23 protein-coding genes are annotated in these 23,694 nt (G+C 73.7%); 9 read left to right on the plus strand and 14 right to left on the minus strand.

Features of this window, described 5'->3' with window-relative positions:
* Window positions 1-2: 2 nt before the first annotated feature.
* Window positions 3-2,354: a DNA helicase PcrA gene (pcrA, locus tag HF526_RS17530; protein ID WP_169382539.1), complete on the minus strand. Its 2,352-nt coding sequence runs from the start codon at window positions 2,352-2,354 to the stop codon at window positions 3-5.
* A gap of 218 nt (window positions 2,355-2,572) precedes the next feature.
* Here pcrA and HF526_RS17535 point away from each other — a divergent pair, with 218 nt between their 5' ends.
* From HF526_RS17535 to HF526_RS17550, 4 genes are all read left to right on the plus strand, one after another.
* Window positions 2,573-2,887, plus strand: coding sequence for a chorismate mutase (locus HF526_RS17535; protein WP_169382540.1), 315 nt, complete (start codon window positions 2,573-2,575; stop codon window positions 2,885-2,887).
* 52 nt (window positions 2,888-2,939) lie between these two features.
* Window positions 2,940-3,260, plus strand: coding sequence for a hypothetical protein (locus tag HF526_RS17540; RefSeq protein WP_169382541.1), 321 nt, complete (start codon window positions 2,940-2,942; stop codon window positions 3,258-3,260).
* A 62-nt stretch (window positions 3,261-3,322) separates the two neighbouring features.
* A complete protein-coding gene (locus HF526_RS17545) occupies window positions 3,323-4,066 on the plus strand; it encodes a PIG-L deacetylase family protein (RefSeq protein ID WP_338051541.1) in 744 nt (247 codons plus the stop codon).
* Between the two features lie 135 nt (window positions 4,067-4,201).
* Entirely contained in the window at window positions 4,202-5,269 is a 1,068-nt protein-coding gene (locus HF526_RS17550) for a hypothetical protein (RefSeq protein WP_169382542.1), read from the plus strand.
* A 31-nt stretch (window positions 5,270-5,300) separates the two neighbouring features.
* On the opposite strand, the gene HF526_RS17555 is transcribed toward HF526_RS17550, so the two are convergent.
* Together HF526_RS17555 and HF526_RS17560 are read right to left on the minus strand one after the other, a co-directional pair.
* Complete coding sequence (locus tag HF526_RS17555) at window positions 5,301-5,987, minus strand: response regulator (protein WP_169382543.1); 687 nt, start codon at window positions 5,985-5,987, stop codon at window positions 5,301-5,303.
* On the minus strand, window positions 5,984-7,354 hold the full coding sequence (locus HF526_RS17560) for a PspC domain-containing protein (protein ID WP_169382544.1): 1,371 nt from the start codon (window positions 7,352-7,354) through the stop codon (window positions 5,984-5,986). Before HF526_RS17560 ends, HF526_RS17555 begins: the two co-directional genes overlap by 4 nt.
* Window positions 7,355-7,463: 109 nt before the next feature.
* Here HF526_RS17560 and HF526_RS17565 point away from each other — a divergent pair, with 109 nt between their 5' ends.
* Both HF526_RS17565 and HF526_RS17570 read left to right on the plus strand, forming a co-directional pair.
* Entirely contained in the window at window positions 7,464-8,819 is a 1,356-nt protein-coding gene (locus HF526_RS17565) for a PspC domain-containing protein (RefSeq protein ID WP_169382545.1), read from the plus strand.
* On the plus strand, window positions 8,812-9,060 hold the full coding sequence (locus HF526_RS17570) for a hypothetical protein (protein ID WP_169382546.1): 249 nt from the start codon (window positions 8,812-8,814) through the stop codon (window positions 9,058-9,060). The genes HF526_RS17565 and HF526_RS17570 overlap by 8 nt, the downstream gene beginning before the upstream one ends.
* A 166-nt stretch (window positions 9,061-9,226) precedes the next feature.
* Here the strand turns inward: HF526_RS17570 and HF526_RS17575 are convergent, their stop codons facing one another.
* Both HF526_RS17575 and guaA read right to left on the minus strand, forming a co-directional pair.
* On the minus strand, window positions 9,227-10,159 hold the full coding sequence (locus HF526_RS17575; protein ID WP_338051542.1) for a methylenetetrahydrofolate reductase: 933 nt from the start codon (window positions 10,157-10,159) through the stop codon (window positions 9,227-9,229).
* 33 nt (window positions 10,160-10,192) lie between these two features.
* Window positions 10,193-11,743, minus strand: coding sequence for a glutamine-hydrolyzing GMP synthase (guaA, locus tag HF526_RS17580; protein ID WP_169382547.1), 1,551 nt, complete (start codon window positions 11,741-11,743; stop codon window positions 10,193-10,195).
* A 187-nt stretch (window positions 11,744-11,930) separates the two neighbouring features.
* On the opposite strand from guaA, the gene HF526_RS17585 reads away from it, so the two are divergent.
* Window positions 11,931-12,380, plus strand: a complete 450-nt coding sequence (locus tag HF526_RS17585) for a DUF5666 domain-containing protein (protein WP_169382548.1) — start codon at window positions 11,931-11,933, stop codon at window positions 12,378-12,380.
* A gap of 188 nt (window positions 12,381-12,568) precedes the next feature.
* Here HF526_RS17585 and HF526_RS17590 read toward each other — a convergent pair whose 3' ends face one another.
* Complete coding sequence (locus HF526_RS17590) at window positions 12,569-13,696, minus strand: GuaB3 family IMP dehydrogenase-related protein (RefSeq protein WP_169382549.1); 1,128 nt, start codon at window positions 13,694-13,696, stop codon at window positions 12,569-12,571.
* 32 nt (window positions 13,697-13,728) lie between these two features.
* Complete coding sequence (guaB, locus tag HF526_RS17595; RefSeq protein WP_169382550.1) at window positions 13,729-15,234, minus strand: IMP dehydrogenase; 1,506 nt, start codon at window positions 15,232-15,234, stop codon at window positions 13,729-13,731.
* 214 nt (window positions 15,235-15,448) lie between these two features.
* On the opposite strand from guaB, the gene HF526_RS17600 reads away from it, so the two are divergent.
* A complete protein-coding gene (locus HF526_RS17600; RefSeq protein ID WP_338051543.1) occupies window positions 15,449-15,826 on the plus strand; it encodes a DUF5319 domain-containing protein in 378 nt (125 codons plus the stop codon).
* Between the two features lie 86 nt (window positions 15,827-15,912).
* Here HF526_RS17600 and HF526_RS17605 read toward each other — a convergent pair whose 3' ends face one another.
* The 5 genes from HF526_RS17605 to HF526_RS17625 form a co-directional block, all read right to left on the minus strand.
* Complete coding sequence (locus HF526_RS17605; protein ID WP_169382551.1) at window positions 15,913-16,959, minus strand: anti-sigma-D factor RsdA; 1,047 nt, start codon at window positions 16,957-16,959, stop codon at window positions 15,913-15,915.
* Window positions 16,960-17,532, minus strand: a complete 573-nt coding sequence (locus tag HF526_RS17610; RefSeq protein ID WP_169382552.1) for a sigma-70 family RNA polymerase sigma factor — start codon at window positions 17,530-17,532, stop codon at window positions 16,960-16,962. It lies immediately after the preceding gene.
* A 326-nt stretch (window positions 17,533-17,858) separates the two neighbouring features.
* Window positions 17,859-18,455 carry a response regulator transcription factor gene (locus HF526_RS17615; RefSeq protein WP_037046231.1) on the minus strand — a complete coding sequence of 199 codons (597 nt, stop codon included), beginning with the start codon at window positions 18,453-18,455 and terminating at the stop codon, window positions 17,859-17,861.
* 166 nt (window positions 18,456-18,621) lie between these two features.
* On the minus strand, window positions 18,622-19,671 hold the full coding sequence (locus tag HF526_RS17620) for a hypothetical protein (protein WP_169382553.1): 1,050 nt from the start codon (window positions 19,669-19,671) through the stop codon (window positions 18,622-18,624).
* A 13-nt stretch (window positions 19,672-19,684) separates the two neighbouring features.
* Window positions 19,685-20,857 (minus strand): MerR family transcriptional regulator, encoded by a 1,173-nt coding sequence (locus HF526_RS17625; RefSeq protein WP_169382554.1) that lies wholly within the window; start codon window positions 20,855-20,857, stop codon window positions 19,685-19,687.
* Window positions 20,858-21,009: 152 nt separating this feature from the next.
* Between HF526_RS17625 and HF526_RS17630 the strand changes: the two genes are divergently transcribed.
* On the plus strand, window positions 21,010-21,330 hold the full coding sequence (locus tag HF526_RS17630; protein ID WP_169382555.1) for a WhiB family transcriptional regulator: 321 nt from the start codon (window positions 21,010-21,012) through the stop codon (window positions 21,328-21,330).
* A gap of 106 nt (window positions 21,331-21,436) precedes the next feature.
* On the opposite strand, the gene groL is transcribed toward HF526_RS17630, so the two are convergent.
* A complete protein-coding gene (groL, locus tag HF526_RS17635) occupies window positions 21,437-23,062 on the minus strand; it encodes a chaperonin GroEL (protein ID WP_169382556.1) in 1,626 nt (541 codons plus the stop codon).
* 115 nt (window positions 23,063-23,177) lie between these two features.
* Window positions 23,178-23,498, minus strand: coding sequence for a co-chaperone GroES (gene groES, locus HF526_RS17640; RefSeq protein WP_169382557.1), 321 nt, complete (start codon window positions 23,496-23,498; stop codon window positions 23,178-23,180).
* Window positions 23,499-23,694 lie beyond the last annotated feature (196 nt).

A 23,694-nucleotide genomic window follows, 5' to 3' on the forward strand; every position in this document is an offset into this window, starting at 1 on the left:
GGTTACAGCTTCTGCAGCGGGACCCCGCCGATCAGCATCAACCGCACCGTGCCGGCACTGCCGAAATCGATGGTCACCGTGGCCCGCTGGCCGACGCCGTCGGCCGCGACGACCGTGCCGAGGCCGTACTTGTCGTGGTTGACCCGGTCGCCGACCTCGAGGCTGATCGTCGCGGACAGGGTGCGCTCGGGGACCTTCCAGTCGCCGCGGTCGCCGCGACCCGCACCGGTCGTGCGGCGGCCGAAGCCGAACCGGCCGACCGGCGCCGAGCGCTCCGGCTCCGAGCGCCGCCAGTCGACGAGCTCGGCGGGCACCTCGTCGAGGAACCGCGACGCGGGATTGGTGCTGGGTTGCCCGAACGCCGAGCGCACGATCGCCCGGGACAGGTACAGCCGCCGCATCGCCCGGGTGATGCCGACGTAGGCCAGCCGGCGCTCCTCGGCCAGCTCGGCCGGGTCGCCCAGCGCCCGCAGGTGCGGGAACACCCCGTCCTCCCAGCCGGTGACGAACACGACCGGAAACTCCAGGCCCTTGGCCGTGTGCAGGGTCATCAGGGTGACCATGCCCTCGTCGTTGTCCGGGATGGAGTCGGCGTCGGCGACCAGCGCCACCCGCTCCAGGAACGCCGCCAGCGAGCCGGGCGCCGGGGCCCCGGCCGCCACGTCCTCGTCGACCTCCTCGAGGTCTGCCACCGCCGCGTCGCCGGCGAACTCCCGGGCGACGGTGACGAGCTCGGCCAGGTTCTCCAGCCGGGAGCCGTCCTGCGGGTCGTCGCTCGCCTCGAGCTCGGCGGTGTAGCCGGTGCGGGCGTACACCGACTCGAGGATCTCCGCGGTCTCCTCGCCGCGCTCCACCAGCTCGCCCAGCTCGTCCAGCAGCCGGACGAACGCGGCGATGTTGCGCTGCGAGCGGGTGGCCAGTGCGGGCACCCGCTGCGGCTGCTCGGCCGCGATCCGCAGCGCCGCGGCGAAGGAGATCCGTTCCCGCTCGGCGAACTCGGCCACCAGCGACTCCGCGCGGTCGCCGATGCCCCGCTTGGGCACGTTGAGGATCCGGCGCAGGCTGACCGTGTCCTCCGGGTTGGACAGCACCCGTAGGTAGGCCAGCGCGTCGCGGATCTCCCGACGCTCGTAGAACCGGACCCCGCCGACGACCTTGTACGGCAGCCCGACCCGCAGGAACACGTCCTCGAAGACCCGCGACTGGGCGTTGGTGCGGTAGAACACGGCGATGTCGGAGTTGCGGACCTCGCCGGTGTCGACCAGCCGGTCGATCTCTCCGGCGACGAACGCGGCCTCGTCGTGCTCGTTGTCGGCGACGAAGCCGACCAGCTTCTCGCCGTCGCCCTCCTCCGACCACAGCCGCTTGTCGCGGCGGTCGGGGTTGCGCGCGATCACCGCGTTGGCCGCGGACAGGATCGTCTGGGTGGAGCGGTAGTTCTGCTCGAGCAGGATGGTCCGCGCGTCCGGGAAGTCCTGCTCGAACTCGATGATGTTGCGGATGCTCGCGCCGCGGAACGCGTAGATCGACTGGTCGGAGTCGCCGACCACGCACAGCTGCGCGGGCGCGGCTCCCCCGACGGCGGGCGCGACCAGCTCGCGGACCAGCACGTACTGCGCATGGTTGGTGTCCTGGTACTCGTCGACCAGGACGTGGCGGAACCGCCGCCGGTAGTACTCGGCGACCGCGGGCAGCCGCTGCAGCAGCGACACCGTCTCCATGATCAGGTCGTCGAAGTCGAACGCGTTGGCCTGCCGCAGCCGGGACTGGTAGCTGGCGTAGACCTCGGCCACCTTGCGTTCGAAGTCGTTGCCCGCCCGCGCGGCCGCGTCCTCGGCGGTGAGCAGCTCGTTCTTCAGGTTCGAGATCTGCGCGGCCAGCCCACGGGCCGGGTAGCGCTTCGGGTCGAGCTCCAGATCGCGCGCGACCAGGCCGACCAGGCGCCGGGTGTCGTCGGCGTCGTAGACCGAGAAGGCCGAGCGCACCCCGAGGTGCTTGGCCTCCCGGCGCAGGATCCGGACGCACATCGAGTGGAACGTCGAGACCCACATCGCGTTCGCCCGCCGGCCGACCAGCGCGTCGACCCGGTCCTTCATCTCGGCCGCGGCCTTGTTCGTGAAGGTGATGGACATGATCTCGCCGGGATGCACGTTCCGCTCGGCGAGCAGGTAGGCGATCCGGTGGGTGAGCACGCGGGTCTTCCCCGAGCCCGCACCGGCCATGATCAGCAACGGCGAGCCGGAGTGGACCACGGCCTCCCGCTGCTGCGGGTTCAGTCCGTCCAGCAGTGCCGCACCGCGAGCGGAGGCGGGACGCACCGGGTTGTGGGAGGGGAGTTCGAACAACGCACTCATCGTGACGAACACGGTACCGGCGCAGCCCGACGATGCGATTCCCGACGGCGGTGTGGCACACTCATGGCGTGCCAACGCAGCGCCGGCGATTTTTCTACGGGTACCGGATTCCGGTTCCCGTGGTCGCCTGACGCACCCACCACGAACGCCCCGGAGTCCGACGGACCCGGGGCGTTTCCGCGTCACGGGCACGAGCGAACCGGGCACAGGAGGAGATCATGTCCGTGACCAGTGAGCAGACCCCCGAGGCCGGCCCCGGCACCGAGTCGGCCGGCACCCTGCCGACCGCGGCCGAGATCGACGAGCTCCGCAGGGAGATCGACCAGCTGGACGCCGACATCCTGCGGCTGATCCAGCGGCGGACCGAGGTGTCCAAGCGCATCGGCGCCGCCCGGATGGCCGCGGGCGGGCCGCGCATCGTCTACAACCGCGAGATGGCCGTGCTCGCCCGGTTCCGCCCGCTGGGCGCCGAGGGCCGCGTACTGGGCATGCTGCTGCTCCGACTGGGTCGCGGCCGGCTCGGCGGGCACTGATCTTCAGCTGCGCTTACGGCGCGGCAGGCCCCACCCGTGGCACTCTGTGGCCATGGGCACCGTAGTCGGGATCGTCGCGGCAGTGGTGGCGCTGATCGGCCTGCTGGCCGCGCTGGGCCACGTCGGATACCTGGCCATGCTGAACTCGGCGGCCAAGCAGCGCGGGGCGGCGGGTGAACCGATCGCGGACTACGTCAAGAGCCGCTGGATGGTGGCCGGCGGCTCCACGGCGGTGGCCGCGCTGGGCCTGCTGCTGACCGCGAGCAGCGGGGTGGGCACCGACATCCTCGGGATGCTGCTGGGCGCCGGCGGCGGGCTGGTCGGCTACCAGGCGCTGAACTCGACCCGGGCGCGCTACCGCAGCCAGCCCTGACGACGGCCGGTGACGGCGCCGCTGATCACGCGCGGCGCCCGGTCCGGTCGTAGGGTGCGGCGGTGTCCACCGCTGCACCCCCACCGCGCCTGCGTGACGACGTCGAGCGCGCCCTGGTCGTCACCGCCCATCCCGACGACGTCGACTTCGGGGCGGCCGGGACCGTCGCCGGCTGGGTGAAGGCCGGCATCCAGGTCGCCTACTGCATCTGCACCTCCGGCGACGCCGGCGGCTTCGACGACACCCCGCGCGCGCAGATGGGGCCGCTGCGGGAGGCCGAGCAGCGCACCGCGGCGGCCGAGCTCGGCGTCGAGGACGTCACGTTCCTCGGCCACCCCGATGGGCGGCTGGTCCCGAGCATCGAGCTGCGCCGCGACATCAGCCGGGAGATCCGCAGGTTCCGCCCGCAGCGGGTGCTCACCCAGTCCCCGGAGATCTGGTGGCGCCGGATCGGGGCCTCGCACCCCGACCATCGCGCGACCGGCGAGGCGGCGCTGGCCGCGGTCTACCCCGACGCCCGCAACCCGTTCGCGCATCCGGAGCTGCTGGCCGCCGACGGTCTCGACGCGTGGACCGTGCACGAGATGTGGCTCATGGCCGCACCGGACGAACGGGTGAACCACGCGGTCGACATCACCGACACCTTCGACCGCAAGCTCGCCGCGCTGCGCGCGCACGTCTCGCAGACCGCCCAGCTGGGAGACCTGGACGCGCGGCTGCGCCCCTGGCACACCTATTGGGCCAGGAAGTTCGGATTTCCCGAGGGACGGCTCGCCGAAGCCTTCCAGGTCGTCTCCGTCGGTTAGCGGTCGATGAGCTTCGACGAACGGAAATACGCTGAACGGGTGACCGTCGACGAGCGGATGAATGACACTTGGTGAACGAATCGGGTTCCGGTAGACATTTTTGGGTCACCTGACCCCGAGGGAGGATGTCGAGCCGTGGTCCCGATCGTGCATCGTGGTGGTACCGCGTCGGCGGGCATCGTCACCGTCGCCGAGCTGTTGAGCCGCAACGTTCCGGCTCCCCGGCCCGCTCCCGATGACGACCTCCCCGCGCCCCGCACGGTCATCTCGGTCGGCAGCCTGCTCCGCCGCGAGGGTCGCGCCCCGCACGCCCTGGACCGCCCGGTGCAGCCCCGCACCGGCCGGCTCACCGGCGAGGAGGAGGCCGCTCCGCGGCGCTCGGTGACCACCCGGCGGGTCGCAGCCGCAGCCGGCACGTTGCTGGCCGCCGGCTCCGTGCTCGGCGCGGCCGTGCTGACCGACGCCTCCTCCGGCAGTTCCAGCGCGCAGGAAGCACTCGACGGGAGCTACCCGGGGACGAACGGCCCCGGTGCCGCCGCACTGCCCGGCTCGACCACGGTCGGTGGCGCCCACGCCCTGGACAGCGGCACCGCCGCGCCCGTCAACTGGATGGCCGTCGCCTTCCCCAGCGCGCTCCCCGCCGGCGCGGCGACGGCACCGGCAGCCGGCGTCCCGGGCATCGTCCCCGGGGCGACCGTCACGCCTGTCGCGGGTTCGCCCGGCGCGGGGTCTGCGCCCTCCGCGCCCTCCGCGCCCGTCAGCTCCCCCGGCGCCGGCACCGCCCCGAGCAGTTCCGGCGGCAGCGCCCCGGCGCCGAGCGGCCCGGGCATCGTCTCCAACGTCGCCGGCGCGGTGAACGACGTCGCGCAGGGCGTCGCCCAGGCCTCCCCGCCGCCACTGCAGCGGACGGTCAGCTCCCTGGGCGACACCGTCGGCGAGACCGGCAACAACCTCGGCAACACCATGGACGCCGGGGTGGACACCGTGCAGAAGCTGGCCGCGCCGGTCACCAAGCCGGTCACCGGCCTGCTGGCCCCGCCGACCTCGGCGGCCCCGGCGGCCTCGCCGCGCAGCGCCCCCGCCCCGGAGCCGGTGCTGACCACCGTCACCGACGGCGTCGGTGACGTGGCCCAGGGCACGGGCACCACGGTCGGCGGCGCGGCCGGCGGGCTCACCCGGACCGTCGGCGGCCTGCTCGGCTGAGCCGGGCCCGCCCTGCCACCGGCGTCCGTCGTCAGACCAGGCGGCGGTCCGACGCCCAGCGCGACAGCTCGTAGCGGTTCGACAGCTGCGTCTTGCGCAGCACGCTCGACACGTGCGTCTCGACCGTCTTCACCGAGATGAACAGCTCTCCGGCGATCTCCTTGTACGCGTAGCCGCGGGCCAGCAGGCGCAGCACGTCGCGCTCCCGGCGGGTCAGCAGGTCGAGCTCGGGGTCGCCGGGAGGGGCGGCGCCGGGACGGTCGGAGAACGCGTCGAGCACGAACCCGGCCAACCGGGGGGAGAACACCGCGTCGCCGGCGTGCACCCGGCGGACCGCGTCGGCCAGGTCCCGCCCGGAGATCGTCTTGGTGACGTAGCCGCGGGCCCCGGCCCGGATCACGGCGATCACGTCCTCGGCGGCGTCGGACACGCTCAGCGCCAGGAAGACCACATCGGGCAGCTCCGGGCGGATCTGGCGCAGCACCTCGGCGCCGCCACCGTCGGGCATGTGCACGTCGAGCAGCACGACGTCGGGGCGCAGGTGCCGGATCGCGGCCACCGCCTCGTCGACCGAGCCGGCCTCGCCGACCACGGTGACGTCCGGGACGCCGCGGTCGAGTTCGGCGCGCACTCCCGAGCGGAACAACCCGTGGTCGTCGACGAGGAAGACCCGGATCATCCCCGGCTCGGTCCCGGTGCCGGCCTCCGGATCGGTCATGACGCGGCCCCTTCTCGATCGTCTCCGGGCCCTCGGTCCGCGGCCGGGTGTTGCGCGCTGTCCGTCCTCGCTGCGGGCTCCGGGCCCTCGGCCCGGTCCCGGGCGGCCGGCTCGGTGCGCATCGACAGGTGCACCTCGGTGCCCTCCCCCGCCGTGCTGCGCAGCCGGGCCGCGCCGCCGTGCCGCTCCATCCTGCCGCGGATCGAGTCGGCCAGGCCGTGCCGGTCGTCCGGGACCGCATCGGGGTCGAACCCGACCCCGCGGTCGCGGACGAACACGTGCACCTCGTCCGGCTCGACCTCCACGTACACGCTGATCTCGCTCACCCCGGCGTGCTTGGCCGCGTTCACCATCGCCTCGCGGGCGGCGAGCACCAGCGCACGCAGCCCGTCGTCGAGCGGGCGGTCGCAGCCGACGAGCACCGGGCTGACGGTGAGCGCGTAGGTGTCCTCGACCTCGGCGGCGGCCGCGGTCAGCGCCTCGGTCAGCCCGGCGTCCAGCGCCGGGTCGCGGGACGCGCCGCCGGAGCGGCCGTAGCCGGTCGGGCCGTAGAGCCAGTGCCGCAGCTCGCGTTCCTGGCCGCGGGCGAGCCGCAGCACCTCACGGGGCTGGTCGGACTGCCGCTGGATCAACGCGAGGGTCTGCAGCACCGAGTCGTGCAGATGCGCGGCGATCTCGGCCCGCTCGGCCGCGACGATCCGCTCCCGGCGCTCCTCGCCGAGATCGCGCACCAGCCGCAGCCACCACGGCACCGTCAGCACCGCGACACCGACCAGGGTGGCCAGCACCGACAGCACGCCGAACTGGATCTGGCCCAGGTTCAGGTTGCCGAGCAGGAAGACCACGATCCCGGCGGTGACGAACAGCGCGCCGGCCACCACGCGCAGCAGCGCGGCCCGCCCACCCCCGGCCACCCCGGTGACCCCGGAGCGGGCGCCGGCGGCCCAGCGACGACGCTGCGACTCGTCGGCCTCCCGCCAGACCACGGCGGCGCCCACCGCGGCGACCCCGAGCGGCCCGACGATCCAGCCGATCACCGCGTTGCCCAGTGCGGCCGCGGCCAGCCCGACGCCGAGCCCGAGCGCGGCCAGGCCCAGCGCCTGCTGGCGCTCGCTGCGCGGCACCGAGCGGGCGACGTCGGCGCTCTCCTGCCGGACGAACACCCACAGCAGCCCGTAGGCCAGCACGCCGGCCCCGTTGGCCGCGGCCAGGATGACGAACGCCGAGCGCACCCACAGCACGTCGACGCCGAGGTGGTCGGCGACGCCGCCGGCGACCCCGGCGACCAGCCGTCCGGACCGGCGACGGGCCAGCGGCTCCCGGGTCGTCGGGACCTGGGCGCCCGGGCCGGCGACGGGTGAGCTCACGCCCCCATCGTCACACGGACGGGAAGCCCTGCCATCGGGGCCGACCTCGGGGGCGGATCAGGGGCTTCCCTGATGGTCTCCGTGATCCGCGGCCGACAGGCTGGTGCCCATGAACGGGACGGACGTGCAGACGACACTGCGCGAGATGTGGGAGACACGCCCGGCGCGCCCCCGGCACGACCGGATGGTGGCCGGCGTCGCCGCGGCCATCGCTCGGCGGTACGACATCGACCCGGTGCTGGTCCGGATCGGTTTCGTGGTGGCCGCCTTCTACGGGATCGGGGCCGCGCTCTACATCGCGGGCTGGGTGCTGCTGCCGGGCGCCCACCAGGACGACCCGACCGACGGCGCCGGGGCCGGCGGTGGCGGTGCCCCCGGCACCCGCCGTTCGCCCAACCCCGTTCTGCTGCTCGGCCTGGTGGGCGCCGCGATCATCGGCAGCGGCACGTTCTTCGGCCACCGAAGCGGGATCATCCTGCCGGGCCTGGCGGTGGCCTTCCTGCTGTTCCTGCTGCACCGCAGCCGGGGCCAGCGCGGAATCGCGGGCCCGGGGAACGCAGCGGCGGGCGGCGGCCCGGCCGAGCAACCCACCGCGCCCGTCGCGCGAGCGGCCGGCACCCCCGCCGGGCCCGCTGCGGCCGGGTCCGCTGCCGCGGACAACGCGGCCGGGCCGGTCTCGGAGCAGCTCGCAGAGCAGCCGACCGAGCAGGTCCGGGCCACCCCACCCGCGTGGGACCCGCTGGGCGCCGCCCCGTTCGCCTGGGACCTGCCCGAGCCGTCGCCCCCAGCACCGCCGCCCACCCCGCCGGCCCCGCGCCGGTCCCGGGTGACCATGGTGACGCTCGCGCTGGCCCTGCTCACCGGCGGCGTCGCCGGCAGCCTGCTCCTGCTCGGCTACGGCGTCACCGCGGTGCCTGCGATGCTCGGGACCGTCCTGGCCGTTCTCGGGACCGGTCTGGTGGTCGGGTCCTTCACCCGCGGCGGTCGCGGGCTGATCCCGATCGCGCTGCTCATGTGCGTGCTGACCTGGGCCGCGGTGTCGATCCCGGCGTCGGCCCTGCGCAGCGACTGGGGCGGCGGGGTCGGTGAGCTGCAGGCCGCCCCGACCGCCACGACAGCGGTGGCCCCGCAGTACCGGCGCGGTGTGGGTTCGATCTACCTCGACCTGCGCAATCTGGACCTGAATGCCCCGCCCGGCACCGACGCCGCAGCGGCCGGTCCGGTGCGCACGCAGCTGTCGGTGGGGATGGGCCGCATCGTGGTGTGGATACCGCAGACCGCCGATCTGACCCTGCACGGATCGGCCGGGCTGGGCAGCGTGGACTACGGCAGCCGGCACAGTGGCGGGCCCGGGGCGACGGTGAACATCGAGAACGACCCCGGCACCGACAGCGTCCTGTCCGGCCGGCCGGTCGTGCTCGACATCGAGGCGGGCATGGGGAGTGTGGAGGTGCGACGTGGCTGAGTTCGGGGAACGGACCGTGACCGGTCCGACGGGAACGACCGAACGCCCGGCCCGGCGCCGGATGCCCGACCCGCTGACCCTGCTCGTCGGGCTGTTCAGCCTCGCCGTGGCCGGCTCCGCGTTCGTCGGCCGGATGCCCGCGATGACCATGTTCGACCCGCGCTGGCTGCTCGCCGGCGGCGCGGTGGTGTTCGGGGTGCTGCTGCTGGTCGGCAGCCTGCGCAACCGCCAGGACCGCTGACACCGATCGTCGCGGCGCGGCGGGCCGCCGGTGGTGGTGGGGAGCACCAGCGGCGGCGGGGTCGCCCGGGCGGTGCCGTCGACGGGGGGTCGGCGCACCGAGGGGGACGGGCGACCACAGGGAGGCACGGGGCACGCGACGGGCCCCGTGCCTTCCCTGGTCCGGTTCAGGCGGGATGCTCGGCGCGGGTGAGCCCCGCGGCGTCGAGGATCTCCGGGACACCGCGCTCGTCGCCCACCACCATGACGTGCACCCCGGCGACGCCGGGCATCTCGCGCAGCGCCTGCACGGTCTCGACGCAGGCCCGCATGCCCTCCGCGGCGACCCGGTCGGCCTGGACGCCGCGCAACCGCCGCTCGAGCGTCTCCGGGATGACCACCCCGGGGATGCCGGCCATGAATTCCAGCGCCCGCAGCGACCGGATGGGTCCCACCCCGGCGAGGATGCCGCAACGCTCGTCGAGGCCGCGGTCGCGGACCTGGGCCATCCACCCGCCGAACGCGTCGACATCGAAGACGAACTGGGTCTGGATGAACTCGGCGCCGCCGGCGACCTTCTGCGCGAGCCGGTCCGGCGTGCCGACGGGGTTGTCCACGGCGCCGAGCAGGAACTGCGGCGGCGGATCGATCGCACGCCCGGAGAGCAGCCGGCCCTCGTCGCGCAGGGTGCGGGCGGTGGTCATCAGCCCGTTCGAGTCGAGGTCGAACACGGGCGTCGCGTCGGCGTGGTCGCCCTGCTCCGGGCGGTCGCCGGTCATCAGCACGAGGTTCGGGATGCCCATCGCGCCGGCGGCGAGCAGATCGGACTGCAACGCGATCCGGTTGCGGTCCCGGCAGGTCATCTGCATGACCGGTTCGACACCCTCGGCGAGCGCGATCAGGCTGCCCGCGAAGCTGGACACCCGGACGGTGGCGCCCTGGTTGTCGGTCACGTTGACCGCGTCCACCCATCCGCGCAGCACCCCGGCCGCGCGCCGGAGCGGGGTCGTGTCCGCGCCGCGCGGCGGGCCGATCTCGGCGGTGACGGCGAACCGGCCGGTGCGCAGGGCGTCGGCCAGCCGGCCGGGGATCTCCGGCGCGATCGCCGTCGGGGTGCTCACCGCAACATCATGCAGGGTCGTGCGGCGCAGCCCCTACTCCCACTCGATGGTGCCCGGCGGCTTGCTGGTCACGTCCAGCACGACCCGGTTCACCTCGGCCACCTCGTTGGTGATCCGGGTGGAGATGCGCTCGAGCACGTCGTAGGGCAGCCGGGTCCAGTCCGCGGTCATCGCGTCCTCGCTCGACACCGGACGCAGCACGACCGGGTGGCCGTAGGTGCGGCCGTCGCCCTGCACGCCGACGCTGCGCACGTCGGCCAGCAGCACGACCGGGCACTGCCAGATCGAGCGGTCCAGCCCGGCGGCGGTGAGTTCCTCGCGGGCGATCGCGTCGGCGGCGCGCAGCGTCTCCAGCCGGTCGGCGGTGACCTCACCGATGATCCGGATACCCAGCCCGGGCCCGGGGAACGGTTGGCGCGCCACGATCGTCTCGGGCAGCCCGAGCTCGGTCCCGACCCGGCGCACCTCGTCCTTGAACAGCGCGCGCAGCGGCTCGACGAGGTCGAACTCGAGGTCGTCGGGCAGCCCCCCGACGTTGTGGTGGCTCTTGATCGTCGCGGTGCCGGAGCCGCCGCCGGACTCCACGACGTCAGGGTAGAGGGTGCCCTGCACCAGGAAGCCGACGTGCTCGGCCTCCGCGACCTCGGCCGTCGCGGCCTCGAACACCCGGATGAACTCGCGGCCGATGATCTTGCGCTTCTGCTCCGGGTCGGTCACCCCGGCCAGCGCGTCGAGGAACCGGTCGCGAGCGTCGACGGTGTGCAGCTTGGCTCCGGTCGCGGCCACGAAATCGCGCTCGACCTGGGCCCGCTCGCCGGCCCGCAGCAGCCCGTGGTCGACGAACACGCAGGTCAACCGGTCGCCGATGGCCCGCTGGACGAGCGCCGCGGCGACCGCGGAGTCGACGCCGCCGGACAGCCCGCACACCGCGTGACCGTCACCGACCTGCTCCCGGATCGCGGCCACGGTGTCGTCGATGATCGACGCGGTGGTCCAGCCCGGGGTGATGCCCGCGACCTCGTGCAGGAACCGGCGCAGCACCTCCTGGCCGTGCGGGGAGTGCCCGACCTCGGGGTGGTACTGCACGCCGGCCAGCCGCCGCTCGAGATCCTCGAACGCGGCCACCCCGACCCGGTCCGACGCGGCGGTGACGGTGAAGCCCTCCGGGGCGCTCACGACGCTGTCGCCGTGGCTCATCCACACCGGATGCCGGGACGGCAGCCCCTCGTGCAGGGTGCCGGCGTCCTCGCCGACGATCAGTTCGGTGCGCCCGTACTCGCGGGTGCCGTCGGGGGCCACCTCGCCGCCGAGCGCGAGCGCCATGGCCTGGAACCCGTAGCACAGGCCCAGCACCGGGATCCCGGATGTGAACAGTTCCGGGTCGACGCGGGGCGCGCCGTCGGCGTACACGCTGGCGGGCCCGCCGGAGAGGATCAGCGCGGCGGGCTTGCGGGCGACGATGTCGGCCACCGGGGTGTCGGCGGGCACGATCTCGGAGTAGACCTGCGCCTCACGCACCCGGCGGGCGATGAGCTGGGCGTACTGCGCCCCGTAGTCGACGACGAGGACGGTGGGCGGCTGCACGTCTGCCAATTTACTGGTCCGCGGCGCGGAACCGGCCGCCCCGGGGCGTGATCTCGCCCCCGTCGGGGATGCCGGGTTCTCTCAGCATCCGCTCAGTGCAGGCACAGCTACGCAGGCAAGAGTCATCGCGCCAGACGCGGCCGGACCGGGGGGACCGGGCGCACTCCGACACCAGCAGGAGATGTTCGTGAAGTCGACCCTGTCCACCCCCACCCGGCGCGCGGCCGTGCGGTCCGGGGCCGCCGTGCTCGCCGCCACCGCGGTCGTGTTGCTCTCCGCCGGCTGTTCCGGCAGCTCGGCCACCGCCGCGGCCCCGAGCTCGGCGTCGCAGCCGGCCCCGGGCCACCGCGGCGGCCAAGGAATCTTCGGCCGTGTCACCGCCGAGAACGGATCGACCTGGACCGTGGTGAACCCGAAGGGCACCCAGTTCACGGTGGACCTCACGCCACAGACGGCGTTCGGCACCGCGAAGGCCCCGGCCACCGCGCAGCAGTTCCCCGTGGGCAGCAACGTGCGGGTGAGCGGGACCCGCAACGGCGACACGGTGACCGCCACCCGCATCGACGACATGCGCGCACCGGGTCGGGGCGCAGCACCGTCCGGCGCGCCGGCGCCGACGACCACCAGCAGCACCTGATCCGAACCACCTGCGGGGACCGTCCCCGCAGGCCGAAGCGCCGAGCAGGCCCTGAGCCGCCCCTGCGGCTCAGGGCCTGCTCGCCCCCGGTCCCGGCCGGCCGAACGCTGCGTCACGGCATGCGACTGCTCGTCCCGACCGCCACATCGCGGAGTTCGGCGTCGGGCGGCAGCCAGGCCGGGGCCGGGTCAGCCGCGGACGGTCAGCCCCACCCGCTGGAACTCCTTGAGGTCGGAGTACCCCGTCTTCGCCATCGCCCGGCGCAGTGCCCCGAACAGGTCGACGGTGCCGTAGGGGCTGTCGGAGGGGCCGTAGAGCACGGTCTTCACGTCCCGCTCGCTCCGCGCGAACCCGGTGACCTCCGACCGGGGCAGCGACGGGTGCGCCGCCGCCGAGGTCCAGTACAGCCCACCGCCCGGCGACTCGGCCGCGTCGGCCAACTGCTCGCCCAGCATCACCGCGTCGGCGCCGCAGGCGATCGCCTTGGCCATGTCACCGGAGCCGTCCATGCCGCCGTCGGCGATCACGTGCACGTACCGGCCGCCGGTCTCGTCGAGGTAGTCCCGGCGGGCGGCGGCGGCGTCGATGATCGCGGTGGCCATCGGCACCCCGATGCCGAGCACCGAGTCGGTCGTCGTGGCCGACGACTGCCCGTACCCGACGATCACGCCGGCGGCGCCGGTGCGCATCAGGTGGATCGCGGTGCGGTAGTCGCCCACCCCGCCGGCCACCACCGGGACGTCGAGCCCTGCGATGAAGTCCTTGAGGTTGAGCGGCTCCCCGGCGGACACGTGCTCGGCCGAGATGATCGTGCCCTGCACGAACAGGATCTCCACACCGGCGGCGAGCAGCGTCGGGGTGAGCTCGCGGGCACGCTGCGGGCTGACCCGGGCGGCCACGGTGACGCCGGCCTCCCGGACCGTCCGCAGCGCCTCGGCGAGCAGGTCGGGCTGGATCGGGGCGGCGTGCAGCTCCTGCAGGGTGCGCACGGCGTCCGCCGGGTCCTCCCCCTCGGTCGCCGCCTCGAGCACCCGCTGCAACGCACCCTCGGCGTCGGCGTGCCGGGCCCACAGCCCTTCGGCGTTGAGCACGCCCAGCCCGCCGAGCTGGCCGATCCGCACCGCGCTGGCCGGCGAGACGATCGCGTCCGTCGGATGGGTCACGAGTGGGATCTCGAACCGGTAGGCGTCGAGCTGCCAGGCGGTCGAGACCTCCTTCGAACTCCGCGTCCGCCGCGACGGCACGATCTCGACCTGATGCAGGTCGTAGCTGCGGCGGGCGGTCCGGCCCATCCCGATCTCCACGAGGTCACGCACGGGATGACAGCGTAGATGCTGGAAGTTCGCGCTCAGCGTGCGGCGTAGTTGGGCGCCTCGACGGTCATCGTGATGTCGTGCGGGTGGCTCTCCTTCAGCCCCGCGGCGGTGATCCGCACGAGCTGGGCCCGTTGCAGCTCGGGGATGGTCTGGGCGCCCGCGTAGCCCATCCCGGAGCGCAGACCCCCGACGAGCTGGTGCACGACCTGGGCGAGCGGGCCGCGGAACGGGATCCGCCCCTCGATGCCCTCGGGGACCAGCTTGTCCTCGCTGAGCACGTCGTCCTGGGCGTAGCGGTCCTTGGAGTAGGACTTGCCGCCACCCCGCGACCGCATCGCCCCGAGCGACCCCATCCCGCGGTAGGTCTTGTACTGCTTGCCCCCGACGAAGATCAGCTCGCCCGGGGACTCCGCGGTGCCGGCCAGCAGGCTGCCCAGCATCACCGAGCTCGCCCCGGCCGCGATCGCCTTGGAGATGTCACCGGAGTACTGGATGCCGCCGTCACCGATCACCGGGACGCCGGCCGCGGCGCACGCCTGCGCCGCCTCGTGGATCGCGGTGATCTGCGGCGCGCCGACCCCGGCGACCACCCGCGTCGTACAGATCGAGCCCGGCCCGACCCCGACCTTCACCGCGTCCGCGCCCGCATCGACCAGCGCCTGCGCGCCGGCCCGGGTGGCCACGTTGCCGCCGACGACGTCCACCGATTCGCCGACCTCGGCGCGCAGCTTGGCGACCGTCTCCAGCACCCGGCGGGAGTGCCCGTGCGCGGTGTCGACCATCAGCACGTCGACACCCGCCTCGACCAGGCCCATCGCCCGGGCGTAGGCGTCCTCGCCGACCCCGACCGCCGCGGCCACGACGAGCCGGCCGTCCGGGTCCTTGGTGGCCAGCGGGTACTTCTCGGTCTTGTTGAAGTCCTTGATCGTGATCAGGCCGCGCAGGATGCCGTCGCCGTCGATGATCGGCAGCTTCTCCAGCTTGTGCCGGCGCAGCAGCCCGAGCGCGGCCTCCGCCGTGACCCCGACCCGCGCGGTGACCAGCGGGGTCTTCGTCATGACCTCGTGCACCGGCCGGTTGTGGTCGACCTCGAAGCGCATGTCCCGGTTCGTGATGATCCCGACCAGGCGCCCGTCGGCGTCCGCGACCGGCACCCCGGAGATCCGGTACTTCGCGCAGAGCGCGTCGACCTCGGCCAGCGTGGCGTCCGGGGAGCAGGTCACCGGGTCGGTCACCATGCCCGCCTCGGAGCGCTTCACGACCTCGACCTGCGCGGCCTGCTCCTCCGGGGACAAGTTGCGGTGCAGCACCCCGAGGCCGCCGGCACGCGCCATCGCGATGGCCATCCGGGCCTCGGTGACGGTGTCCATCGGCGACGACACGAGTGGCACCTGCAGCCGGACGCGCCGGCTCAGCTGGGTACCGGTGTCCGCTGCGCTCGGCACCACGTCCGACTCCGCCGGCAACAGCAGCACGTCGTCGAACGTCAGGCCCAGCATGGCGAACTTCGGCGGTAGTCCGGCGGTCTCGCTGGTCATGCTGGCCTTCAGCCCCTCACCGATCCGAGCAGGTCCGGCGGCGCGGCATGCCGCCTGCGACCATCGTATCGGGGCCCGACGCCGCAGCGCCGCCGCGCGGACGAGGCACCGCCCACACTCGCCGGACGGCGCCGCGTCGCCCGGATCACGAAACCGCGAGCTCGGACAGCGGCCAATCGGGAAGACGCCCGTCCGGCGGAGTACCGTGTACCGCGTGTCATCGGACGCACTGCCGCCAGACCCGTTCGCCGGAGATCCCCATGATCCGGCCCTGTCGCTCGACGTGCCCGAGGGCGAGGAGCCGGACGCGCTGAGCGAGCAGGAGCGCGACGAGGTGGTGGCCGATCTCGCGGATCTCGCCGTCTACCAGGCCCTGTTGGAGGGGCGCGGGGTACGCGGCATCGTGGTCGACTGCGGCGACTGCGGCGAGCAGCACTTCCACGAGTGGAGCCTGCTGCGCGCCAGCCTGCAGCAACTGCTGGAGGAGGGCCAGATGCGCCCGCACGAGCCGGCCTTCGATCCCGACCCCGCGAACTACGTGACCTGGGAGTACTGCCGCGGGTACGCCGACGCCGTCCTGTCCGACGGCTGAGCCACCTCGCCGGCCCGACCGCACGACCGCAACGGCCCCCGGGTCTCCCGCCTCGAGCGGGGTTCCGGGGGCCGTTTCGTGTGCGCTCAGCTGGTCGCGGCGGCCGAGGACATCCTGCCGTGGTGCCTGGGCATCGCGGTGGAGTGCGTGGCGGTACCCGAACTCGGCTGCACGCCCTGCCCGGACGGGGACGTCGGGTCCGGCGTGCCCTCGGTGGTCGGCTTCGGCGGGGTCGTGCTCTCCGAGGGCGCAGCCGGCGTGGTGGACGACGGGGGCGGCACGACCGGTAGCGGCGTGGACGGCGTGCTCGGCGAGCTGCTCGGCGACGTGGACTCCGGCGACGTCGAACCCGGCGTCGGACCCGCCGTGGTGGTACCGGGCGCAGGCGTCCCGCTCTTGAGCGGGGCGTTGGGGTCCGCAGGCGTGTTCGGCGGGGTCTCCGACAGCTTTGCGGCGAGGAACTGCTGCTGCTGCTCGAGCTGCGGGGCGCCGTCCTCGGGCCGGACCACGGTCAGCAGCGGGGCTGCGGCGGCCAGTTCCTGCGCCGCCTCCTGGGTCTTGCCCGCCGCCAGCGCGTTGCGCACCGCATCCAGCCTGGTCTGCACCGTGGCCGCCGCCTCGACGGACTGCGCCCGCTGGCTGTACAGCACCTTCGACACCCCCCACAGGGTGTCGCCCGGCTGCGCGCTGTGGGCGCCGACGGACACGCCGGCGAACGCGAGCACGATCAGCGCAGCGGCGCCCGCCAGCGGCACCAGGTGCCGGGCACGCCGGCCTGCGGGGCGGGCGGCCGCGGTGACGGTGGCGACCGCGGTGTCGGTGTCGACGAGCTCGGGGATCGGCTCGGCGTCGACCTCGGCCTTCCACGCGGCGAGCATCGCGACCACGCGGTCGTCGTCGTCGTAGCCGTCGATGCCGGGTGCGGAGACGGCCATGCCGGCCGCCAGCGCACTGATCAGCTCGTCGTCCGCCTGTACCGCGACCAGGTCGATGGGTTCCTCGACCGACTGGTCGACCGGAACCGGGCGGGCCCGCATGCCGGCGGGGTGCGAGCCGTTGTTGCCGTTGGTGCGAGGCTCGTCCCAGTTCCCGAAGGGGTTCCCGGCAGAGTCACGCCTGTGTCCATCACGCACTCAGACCACCTCCTCCTCGGGCATGGACTTGCGGAGCCGGGCGAGCGCCCGGTGCTGAGCCACCCGGACCGCGCCGGGCGTCGAACCGACCGCCTCCGCGGTCTCCTCGGCGGACAGCCCCACGATGACGCGCAGCACGAGGATCTCCCGCTGCTTGTCGGGGAGTTGGTCGAGCAGCCGGCCCATCCGGCCGGAGAGTTCGACACGGAGCGCGCGCTGTTCGGGCCCGTCGGCGGACTCCACCGAGTCCGGGACCTCGGCGACCGGTTCGGACCGGTTGCGGGTCGCAGCCCGATGCGCGTCGATCACCTTGTGAGACGCGATGCCGTAGACGAACGCGAGGAAGGGCCGCCCCTGGACCCGGTAGCCGGGCAAGGCCGTCAACACGGCCAAACACACCTCCTGCGCGACGTCGTCCGCTGACACGGACGATCGGTCCACCCGACCGAGCCGCGCACGGCAGTAGCGCACGACGAGCGGCCGGATGATGGCCAGCACACGTTCGACCGCTCGGCGGTCACCCGCCATCGCAGATGCCACCAGCTCGTCGAGAACGTCTGTCGTCTCACTCATCGCACAGAGTTGTCCGGGCGTTACGCAGCATGTTGGTCATCATCCGTTCGTGAGGCCGACCACAGAGCGTGTCGAATCGTGCCCTCAATGCGGAACACCGTAGCGAAGGGCGCTCGGCACAGAAGGACCCGCTCCTCACAGGAGGTGACGCACAGGGCCGGCAAAGGTTGCGCTGGGCCGTCGTCGAGGCCCAGCGACCCCCTCCCGCACCCACTGTCGGGATCGGTCGCGTGGCTGTGCTGCGACAGCCACGCCACCCCCGATGAACCCGGACCCCCGTCCGGGGTACTGCTGAGAACCGCGTGTGGTGGTGTGTGGTCCTGCGGTCAGGACACCAGGCCGCGGCGGAAACCGTGGGCGACCGCCTGGGCGCGGTCGCGCACGCCGAGCTTGCGGAACAGCCGCCGGGCGTGGGTCTTGACGGTGTCCTCGGACAGGTAGAGCTCGCGGCCGATCTGACCGTTGCTCTTGCCCTGGCTCATGCCGCGCAGCACCTGCAGCTCACGCTCGGTGAGCTGTACGCCGGGGTCCGCGGGCGCCCGCGGGGTCGGCACGGCGGTGCTGGCGAGCGTGTGCGCGAGCGCAGCCACCAGTTCCGGGCGCGAGGCGTCCCAGCGCAGGTAACCGCGGGCGCCTCCCGCAATGGCCGCGGCAATGCTGCCCGCGTCGTCGGGGGCCCCGAAGACGATGACGTTTGCCTGAGGGTGGGCCGCGACGAGACGTCGGGTGGCCTCCACCCCGGTGGGCACCGCGCGCTGGGTGCCGACCAGGACGACGTCGACCGGCTGCCGGGAGAACCGGGCCAGCAACTCGTCCCCATGGGCGACGCAATCGATCCGGTGCACCCCCGGCACCGCGGACATCACGCGGGTCAGACCTTCGCGGACGCTGCGACGATCGTCGCAGATGAGTACCGTCGTCACGACGATTCCTTCCTGCAGCTTCCTGCAGCCGGGTGATGTATCACCCTCCGCATCGGCGGGTGACAGGCTCACCTTGACACGATCAGGGCGTGTTTGTGCCCTCCATTCGAGAGCGTTTCGCCGAGTGGCACTCGTCATGTGGGTGACGAGCCTCCGAATGGAGTAATTACATTACCCCGGGCCACTCGGGAACCCACGCCGACTCCCCCATCAGGCGCCTGCCGATCGGGTCGCTGTTGCGGTAAATGACGCTCAGCGTCGCCGCCGCGGCGTGTCGGCGCCGTGGCGCGTCGCTCAGCGTGTCATTCGGCGCCGTACGGGACTTTTCAGACCCACGATCGTTTACTGGACAAGCAGTCTCCGTCACGCCCGGCGGTCGTCCCGGGCCGGTGAGCGGCGGGGCGGGCACGCGCTCCGCAAGATCGGCCGCGGCGAGCTCCGCGGGCCAGCGCAGCGGCAGCTGCCCGAATCGGGTGGCGTCGGCGGCGAGCCCGTCGAGTTCGTCCAGCATCGCGGCGGCGGCCGGCGGATCGGCCGCGGCCCGCACCACCGCGGCGACGATGCGCGACTTGAGCAGGTGCCGGGCCGCGCCCGCCTCGGCCGCGAGCCGGAGGGCCCGCTCGGCCGGCGCCAGCGCCGCGGCGGGCTCGCCGCGCAGCAGGGCCAGCTCGGCCCCCACCCACCCGGCGCGCACGGCCGGCCGCCACGACGGGTGCTCCCGCGCCGCGCTGTCCGCCCGCTCCAGCAACCGCCCGGCCAGCGCGACGTCCGCGGCGCCGATGGCGTCGGCGGCCAGCCCGATGAGTGCGTCGGCCCGCGCGGCGGCGGCGTCCGTCCCGTCCGGATCCGGAGCGCCCGCCGGGACCGGCTCGGCGGCCAGCGCGGCACATGCCAGCCGCAGCCCGAGCGCGTCCCAGCGGCGCGCGGCGGCGTGCCCGCCGAGTTGACGGCGGTGCGCGGCGAGGGTGACGGCCGCGTGCGCCGCCGTGCCGGCCGGCACGGACGGGCCGGCGACCAGCGCCTGCAGGATCGCGGCCGCCGCGGCGTAGCGACCCTGGCCGCCCAGCGCGACGGCGGCCAGCCATCGCTCGTGCGGGCCGGCATCCGGCCGCACCCGGACCGGGCCGCCCGGCCGCGCGCCGAACGCGGCATCCCGCACCTCGGGCCGGCCCGCGTGGGTGACGGTGCCGGGTGGCCACCCGGTGGAGAGGGTCACCCGGCCAGATTAGTCAGGGCAAGATCGCGGCGCCGAGAACCGAGGTGGCATTCGCCAGCGAGGTCAACCGGGTGATCCGCGCGGGCAGCTCGACGTCGTCCCAGCCGGGGCCCGCCGCGAACATCCGGAACCGTGGCCGGGTCCGGGGCAGGGCCCGGAAAAGCTCTGGATCGGCGGAGTCGGGAAGCTGCGACCACAGCACGACCGCCGCCGGCGCGGTCCGGCGAACCGCGGCGGCCAGCGCGTCCACGGGCAGGTTCGGCCCCAGCGGGCGGCACGGCACCCGCTGCTCGGCCAGGACGGCGGCCAGCACCGTCAGCGGGAGGTTGTGCCACTCCGTGGGCATGCCGGCCAGCACGACCGGACGCACCGCCTCCGGGGCCGGGGCGGCCAGCGCCCACGCGCCGTAGACGCTCATCACGGACTCGCTGATCAGGTGCTCGATCTCCACGCCGGCCCCGGTGGACTCCCATCGGCCGGCCACCGCATTCAGTACGGGCCGGGCGACCTGATCCCAGGTGGCCGCGAGCCCGTCGGCCTCGATCGCCTCGACGAGCAGCCGCCGGACCGCGGCCGCGTCCATCGCCAGCGCGGCCCGCCCGACGCCGCGGGCCCGGCGGCCGGCTCCGGGCAGCCGCAGCACCCGGCCCCCGACCCGCACCCGCGACACCACCTCCGGGTCGTCCGCGGACGCGTCGTCGGCCAGCAGGACCGGGACGCCCGGATCCGGTTCGGCCGGGGCGCCGGCCGGTTCCTCGGGGAGCACGCGGAGCCGGTCGGACGGGCCGGCGTGCGGGCGCGGCAGCCGGGCCGAGATCGCGTAGCGGGCCGCCTCGGCCGGGGACGCCCCGCGCACCAACGCGTGCTGCATCAGTTCGAACCGGGCGACGTCGTCGGCCGAATACCTGCGGTGCCGCCCGGACTCGTGATCGGACGGCCCGATGCCGTAGCGGCGGTTCCAGGTACGCAGCGTGGCCGGGGCGACGCCGAGGCGACGGGCCAGCGCGGCGACGGTCAGCCGGGGTCCGTCGTCGACGTCGCCCGTGCCGACCCTGCCGTCCGGCTCGACCCCACCGTCGCTGCCGTTCATGGCGCCTTTGCCCGGGTGCTCGTCGGGATCGTGCGCGGCCTCCGCTGCGAACGGCCGGGGGTCCGCAGCGGAGGCCGGCAACGGTTCCGGATGCATTCCCCGATGGTCCGCGCCAGACGTTGTTCAGGCAAGCCGCCACGCGTGCGCGGATGTTCTCGAACAGTTTTCTTGAACAAGGTTTGGCGCGGTTCTACGGTGGGGTACCTCGGGCTCGTTGGAGAAGGCCTACACAGGGCGGGGTGATGAACGTGGCGGACATCCGGAGGCTCCCGGTTCCGGTCACGGATATCTGGGACTGGCAGATGCAGGGCGCCTGCCGCGGCATGGACAGCGCGTTCTTCTTCCACCCCGAGGGGGAGCGCGGTCCCGCCCGCGCGAACCGCGAGGCGAAGGCGAAGGCGGTGTGCCAGACGTGCCCGGTGCTCGAGCAGTGCCGGCGGCACGCGCTGACGGTGCAGGAGCCCTACGGCGTGTGGGGTGGGCTCTCCGAGCACGAGCGCGACGACATCATCCGGGGCCGCGACCGCACGCTCAAGGTCGCCACCCAGCCGGCGCACCGGGCGGTCTGAGGCTCGCCGGACCGATCCCCAAACGACGAAGGGCGAGCCGGTCTCCCTGGTGATCAGGGAAACCGGCCCGCCCGCTCGCGTGCGGAACCGGCCTAGCCGCGTCCGGTCAGTGCCCGTGCCCGTGGCCGTGGCCGGCACCCGCGGGGGCCGGCGCCGGCGGCTCGGGCTTGTCGACGACCGCGGCCTCGGTGGTGAGCACCATGCGCGCGATCGACGCGGCGTTGACCACCGCGGACCGGGTCACCTTGACCGGGTCGATGACCCCGTCGGCGAACAGGTCCGAGTAGGTCAGGGTGGCCGCGTTGAAGCCGTGTCCCCACGGCTGCTCGGCCACCTTGGCGATCACGACCGAGCCCTCCAGGCCGCCGTTGGAGGCGATCCAGTACAGCGGCGCGGACAGCGCGCGGCGTACGATGGCCACACCGAGCGCCTCGTCGCCGGTCGTGCCGAGGCCGTCCTCCAGCGCGGCGGCCGCGTGCACCAGGGCGGACCCGCCACCGGGCACGATGCCCTCCTCGACCGCGGCCTTGGTCGCCGCCACCGCATCCTCGATGCGGTGCTTGCGCTCCTTGAGCTCGGTCTCGGTGGCCGCGCCGACCTTGACCACCGCGACGCCGCCGGACAGCTTGGCCAGCCGCTCCTGCAGCTTCTCCCGGTCCCAGTCGGAGTCGGTGGCCTCGATCTCGGCGCGCAGCTGCGCGATGCGAGCGTCGATGGCCTCCTTGCTGCCCCCGCCCTCGACCAGGGTGGTGGTGTCCTTGGTGACGACCGCGCGGCGGGCCCGGCCCAGCACCTCGAGCCCGACCTCGCTGAGCTTCAGCCCGACCTCGGGGTTGACGACCTGACCGCCGGTGGCGATCGCCAGGTCCTCCATGAACGCCTTGCGCCGGTCGCCGAAGAACGGCGACTTGACCGCGCACACCTTCAGCGTCTTGCGGATCGAGTTGACGACGAGGGTGGACAGCGCCTCGCCCTCGATGTCCTCGGCCACGATGAGCAGCGGCCGGCCGCTCTCCACGACCTTCTCCAGCAGCGGGAGCAGATCGGCGATGGCGCTGATCTTCTCGCGGTGCAGCAGGATGTAGGCGTCCTCGAGGACGGCCTCCATCGACTCCGGGTCGGTGACGAAGTAGGGCGACAGGTAGCCCTTGTCGAACTGCAGGCCCTCGGTGACCTCCAGCTCGGTGGCGAGCGTGGAGCCCTCCTCGACGGTGACGACGCCGTCGGTGCCGACCGCCTCGAGCGCCTGGGCGATCAGCTGGCCGATGGCCTCCTCGCGGGAGGCGATCGTGCCGACCTGGGCGATGTGCTCGGAGCCGTTGACCGGGGTGGCCTTCTCCTTGAGCAGCTCGGAGACCTTGTCCGCGGCCACGGCGATGCCCCGGCCCAGCTCGGTCGGGTTCGCGCCGGCGGCCACGTTGCGCAGGCCCTCGCGCACCAGCGCCTGGGCGAGCACGGTCGCGGTGGTGGTGCCGTCGCCGGCCACGTCGTTGGTCTTGGTGGCGGCCGTCTTGGCGAGCTGGGCGCCGAGGTTCTCGAAGTGGTCGGGCAGTTCGATCTCGCGGGCGATGGTGACACCGTCGTTCGTCACCGTCGGTCCGCCGAACTTCTTCTCCAGCACGACGTGCCGGCCGCGCGGGCCGAGGGTGACCTTGACCGCGTCCGCGAGCCGGTTCACCCCGCGCTCCAGCGACCGGCGCGTCTGCTCGTCGAAGCTGATCTGCTTCGGCATCTGTGCCTCTCTCGAATGTGTTCGTTCGGGGCCCGCCACACGACGACGCCCCGGCTGCCCGTGGGTCGACGGACGGCCGGGGCGGCGCGGAGGTGGCTGAGTCAGCCGGGTGGTGTCAGTTGACGACGGCGAGAACGTCGCGAGCGGAGAGGATCAGGTACTCCTCGCCGTTGTACTTGACCTCGGTGCCGCCGTACTTCGAGTAGATGACGACGTCGCCGACCTTGACGTCCAGCGGAATCCGGGCGCCCTGCTCGGTGTACCGGCCCGGGCCCACCGCGAGGACCTTCCCCTCCTGGGGCTTCTCCTTCGCGGTGTCCGGGATGACGATGCCGGAGGCGGTGGTCGTCTCCGCCTCGTTGGCCTGGACGACGATCTTGTCCTCGAGCGGCTGGATGTTCGCCACTGGATGACCTCCCCTTCCTGGGGTTTTCATACCTGCTCGTCACTGTTGGCAACTGACAGCCCGACCAGGGCCCCGCCGTCGCGGGTGCCGGGGCATCCCGATCGAAACTGTGCTCTGGCACTCTACCCATGAGAGTGCCAACGGCTCAACGCTGGTCGGCGACGCGTCGCGGCGCCTCCGCGGTCGCCGATCCGGCCCGGCCTGCGGCCGCCGTACGGGCGGACGG

The sequence above is a fragment of the Pseudonocardia acidicola genome, assembly GCF_012911935.1.
In the GTDB taxonomy this organism is placed as follows: domain Bacteria; phylum Actinomycetota; class Actinomycetes; order Mycobacteriales; family Pseudonocardiaceae; genus Pseudonocardia; species Pseudonocardia acidicola.